This window comes from Candidatus Methylomirabilis sp., assembly GCA_036000645.1.
In the GTDB taxonomy this organism is placed as follows: Bacteria; Methylomirabilota; Methylomirabilia; order Methylomirabilales; family JACPAU01; genus JACPAU01.
In genome coordinates this window covers 1-4,277 of sequence record DASYVA010000065.1, presented here as the reverse complement: position 1 = coordinate 4,277, position 4,277 = coordinate 1, and the positions used below count along the sequence as shown (strand labels likewise).

Sequence of the window (4,277 nt, the reverse complement as noted above, 5' to 3'; positions counted from 1 at the left end):
GACCGCCATCGTGGAGGGGCTGGCCCAGCGGATCGTGAACGGGGACGTGCCGGAGTCCCTGAAGGACAAGCGGGTGGTGGCGCTCGACCTGGGCGCCCTGATCGCGGGGACGAAGTACCGGGGGGAGTTTGAAGACCGCCTGAAGGCGGTCCTGAAGGAGATCGCCGAGCGGGAGGGCCGGATCATCCTCTTCATCGACGAGCTCCACACCCTGGTGGGGGCGGGGGCGGCCGAGGGGGCCGTGGACGCCGGCAACATGCTGAAGCCCGCGCTGGCCCGCGGGGAGCTGCGCTGCGTCGGGGCGACCACCCTCACCGAGTACCGGAAGCACGTGGAGAAGGACGCCGCCCTGGAGCGCCGGTTCCAGCCGGTTGTGGTGCGGGAGCCGAGCGTCGAGGACACCATTTCCATCCTTCGGGGGCTGAAGGAGCGCTACGAGGTCCACCACGGGGTCCGGATCAAGGACTCCGCGCTGGTGGCGGCGGCGGTCCTCTCCAACCGGTACATCGCGGACCGGTTCCTCCCGGACAAGGCCATCGACCTCATCGACGAGGCGGCCTCGAAGCTCCGGATGGAGATCGACAGCATGCCCACCGCCGTGGATGAGCTCACGCGGCGGGTCCGGCAACTCACCGTGGAGCGCGAGGCCTTGCGGAAGGAGACGGACGAGGCCTCGGCCGAGCGCCTCACCCGCCTGGAACAGGAGCTCCGCGAGCTCACGGCCCGGGCGGACGCGCTCAAGGCCCGCTGGGGGGAGGAAAAGGCCGTCATCCAGCGGCTCCGGGGGATCAAAGAGCGCTTGGAGCAGGCCCGGATCGCGGAGCAGCAGGCCGAGCGGCAGGGGGATCTGGGGAAGGTGGCCGAACTCCGGTACGGGACCATCGCTGCCCTCCAGAGGGAGCTGGAACAGGAGCAGGCGGCGCTCACGGCCCGACAGAGCGGCGAGCAGATGCTGAAGGAGGAGGTGGACGAGGAGGACGTGGCCGCCATCGTCGCCAAGTGGACCGGGATCCCGGTCACCCGGCTTCTGGAGGGGGAAACCCAGAAGCTGCTCAAGATGGAGGAGAAGCTCCGGGAACGGGTGGTGGGCCAGTTCGAGGCCATCACGGCGGTGGCGAACGCCATCCGCCGGGCCCGGTCGGGCCTCCAGGACCCGAACCGGCCGCTCGGCTCCTTCATCTTCCTGGGGCCCACCGGGGTGGGGAAGACGGAGCTGGCCCGGGCGCTGGCCGAGTTCCTCTTTGACGACGAGCGGGCGATGATCCGGATCGACATGTCCGAGTACATGGAGCAGCACGCGACAGCCCGCCTCATCGGGGCGCCGCCGGGGTACGTGGGCTACGAGGAGGGGGGGCAGCTCACGGAGGCGGTCCGGCGCCGGCCCTACAGTGTCCTGCTCTTCGATGAGGTCGAGAAAGCCCACCCGGAGGTCTTCAACGTCCTGCTCCAGATGCTGGACGACGGGCGCCTGACCGACGGGCACGGGCGCACCGTGGACTTCCGCAACACCCTCGTGATCATGACCAGCAATCTCGGCAGCCATTTCATCCGGGAACTGGCCGGCCGGGACGAGGCCGCGATGCGGGCGCAGGTCCTGGAGGCGCTGAAAGCGGCTTTCCGGCCGGAATTCCTCAATCGCATCGACGAGATCATCATCTTCAACACGCTCTCCCGGCAAGACCTGGAGCGGATCGTCGAGCTCCAGCTCCGGCGGCTCCAGCAGCGCCTGGCGGACCGGAAGCTCACCCTGGCCGTCTCGGACGCGGCGAAGGACTTGCTCGCCCGGGAGGGCTTCGACCCGGTCTACGGCGCGCGGCCGCTGAAGCGCGCCATCCAGCGCCTGCTCCAGGATCCCCTGGCACGCCGGCTCCTCGAAGGCCAGTTCCACGAGGGGGACACGATCCGCGTGGATCTGCAGGGGGGCGAGCTCACCTTCGCCTGCGGCTGACGGCGCGGAAGGACGGGCCGGCCGGCGCCCTCTCTACCCGATCTCGGAGGCGCTCCGCATGCGGGGACCACTCGATGGCCTGAAGGTCCTGGACCTGACCCGGATCCTGGCCGGCCCCTTCTGCACCATGATCCTGGGGGACATGGGGGCGGATGTGGTGAAGGTGGAGAACCCGGAGGGGGGGGACGATACCCGCCGCTGGGGGCCGCCCTTCGTGGAGGGGGAGTCGGCCTACTTCCTGAGCGTCAATCGGAGCAAGCGGAGCGTCACCCTGAACCTGCGGGCTCCCAAGGGGAAGGCCCTCCTGGCCGACCTGCTGACCCGCGCCGACGTCCTCATCGAGAACTTCCGGCCCGGGACGATCGAGCGCCTCGGGTTCGGGTACGAGGCTGCGGCCGGCCAAAACCCGCGCCTCATCTACTGCTCCATCTCCGGGTTCGGGCAGACGGGGCCGGAGGCGCTCCGGCCGGGCTACGATCTCATCGTCCAGGGGGAGAGCGGGGTCATGAGCCTCACGGGCTTCCCCGACGGACCGCCCTGCAAGGTGGGCCTCTCCATCGCGGACATCATCGCCGGGATGTACGCGGTCCAGGGGATCGCCTTCGCGCTGTACGCCCGGGAGAAGACCGGGCGGGGCCAGCGGATCGACGTGGCCCTGCTCGACGGGATGATCTCCTTCCTCACCTACCAGGCCGGGATCTACTTCGCCACCGGGAAGAGCCCGTCCCGGATGGGTAACCTCCACCCGACCATCATGCCCTACGAGACCTTCGAGGCCGCCGACGGCCACCTGAACGTCGCGGTGGGGAACAACAGCCTCTTCCAGCAGTTCTGCCGGGTCCTGGGGCGGCCCGAGCTGGCCGCCGATCCCCGCTTCGACACCGACGCCGGTCGAGTCGAGCACCGGGGGGCCCTGCGCCCCACTCTGGAAAGCCTCCTGCGGGCCCGACCGGTGGCAGCCTGGCTCGAGGCCTTCAGTGCGGCCGGCATCCCCTGCGGCTCCATCAAGGCGGTGGCGGACGTCTTCGCCAGCCCCCAGGTGCTGGCCCGCGAGATGGTCCGGACGCTCGTCCATCCCAAGGTGGGGCCGGTCCGGGTGACCGGGAACCCCCTCAAAATGTCGGAGACCCCCGGGGCGGTCGAGCACCCGCCGCCGCTGCTCGGGGAGCATACGGACCAGGTCCTGGTCGAGTGGCTGGGGCTGGACGGGGAGGCGTGCATGGCCTTGCGGCGGGACGGGGTGATCTGAGGTGGAGATCCTGGCGGCGACAGCCCTGACGGTCCTGGCGGCCGTGGCGGTGGCGGGGGCGGTCGTGGCCCTCCCCCTCCTCCTGGAGGTCCGGACGCTGCTGCGGCAGCTCCAGGGGCTCCTGGAGCGCACCGATGCCCTGGTGGAGGAAACCCGGGGGACCGTGCAGACCGCCGACCGGCTGCTCCGGGCGGCGGAGGCGGACCTGACCCCCGCCCTGCACGAACTGAAGGAGGTGATGCGCAACGTCGGCCACGTGTCGGACGAGGTGAGCCGGGGCATGGACCGGGTCAGCGGCACCCTGGAGAACCTCCGGCGCGCGAGCGAGACGGTGCGGACCACCACGGATGTGATCCGCACGGGGTTGGCGCCGCATCTGGTGACCGTCGTGAGCCTGGTGGCCGGGGTCAAGACGGGGACCTGGACGCTGGTGCGCCGGCTCCTGCGGAGGAAGGAGTAAGCCATGAGCAGCGAGCGCGGGATTTCGGGATCGGCCGTTGTCCTCGCCTTCCTCCTGGGGGGCGCCCTGGGCGCCTTCGTGGGCCTCCTGTACGCGCCCGAGAGCGGGAAGCGGACCCGGGTCCGCCTCCGGCAGTTCGCCGAGGAGGCGCAGGAGAAGACCGAAGAGACCGTGAGGGAGTTCCGGGACAAGGCCGAGGGTCGGGTCCGGGAGTGGCGGGACCGGGTCGAAGAGGTGGTCTCGACGGGGAAGGAATTGCTGGAGGAAAACAAGGACCTCCTCACCGGTGCCTACGAGGCGGGCAAAGAGGCCTTCCTCCGGGAGAAGCGGAAGCTCTCGGGCGGGGACGCGGAGCCGACCTCCGCGCAGTGAGGCGGTGGGGCTGCCCTCAGGGCCGCCGGCGGAGGTGGTGGAGGGCGGTCCGGAAGATGGAGCGGAGCTTCGCCTCGGCTTCGCCCCGGCGCCGCCAGATGAGGCTGATCCGCTCCCGCAGGGTCAGCGTGGAGGCGTAGTAGATCCCGTCTACTTCTTCGATCGCCACCTGGCGGCCGATCCGATATCGGCCGGCTTGCTCCCCGTGCCCGTGGCAGAGGAACCGGACGCCCCCCGCCAGCTCCACG

Annotated in this window: 5 protein-coding genes; 4 read left to right on the top strand and 1 reads right to left on the bottom strand. The window is 70.4% G+C overall.

Translation table 11 applies throughout. The annotated features are described in order from the left end of the window. The 4 genes from VGT06_04030 to VGT06_04015 form a co-directional block, all read left to right on the top strand. The coding region (locus VGT06_04030) for an AAA family ATPase (GenBank protein ID HEV8662301.1) at positions 1-1,948 on the top strand (1,948 nt) is incomplete at its 5' end. 58 nt (positions 1,949-2,006) lie between these two features. Next, positions 2,007-3,197: a CoA transferase gene (locus tag VGT06_04025; protein HEV8662300.1), complete on the top strand. Its 1,191-nt coding sequence runs from the start codon at positions 2,007-2,009 to the stop codon at positions 3,195-3,197. Between the two features lies 1 nt (position 3,198). Continuing rightward, the gene (locus VGT06_04020) at positions 3,199-3,657 is read left to right on the top strand and encodes a hypothetical protein (GenBank protein HEV8662299.1); all 459 of its coding nucleotides are present in this window, start codon (positions 3,199-3,201) and stop codon (positions 3,655-3,657) included. Positions 3,658-3,660: 3 nt separating this feature from the next. Further along, on the top strand, positions 3,661-4,029 hold the full coding sequence (locus tag VGT06_04015; protein ID HEV8662298.1) for a YtxH domain-containing protein: 369 nt from the start codon (positions 3,661-3,663) through the stop codon (positions 4,027-4,029). A 16-nt stretch (positions 4,030-4,045) separates the two neighbouring features. Here VGT06_04015 and VGT06_04010 read toward each other — a convergent pair. Then, a partial coding sequence (locus tag VGT06_04010) for a hypothetical protein (GenBank protein ID HEV8662297.1) occupies positions 4,046-4,277 on the bottom strand: 232 nt, incomplete at its 5' end.

Excerpts from the sequence above, each read along its gene's own strand:
- VGT06_04025 (HEV8662300.1), top strand. The coding sequence starts at position 2,007 with ATGCGGGGACCACTCGATGGCCTGAAGGTCCTGGACCTGACCCGGATC.
- VGT06_04015 (HEV8662298.1), top strand. The coding sequence starts at position 3,661 with ATGAGCAGCGAGCGCGGGATTTCGGGATCGGCCGTTGTCCTCGCCTTC.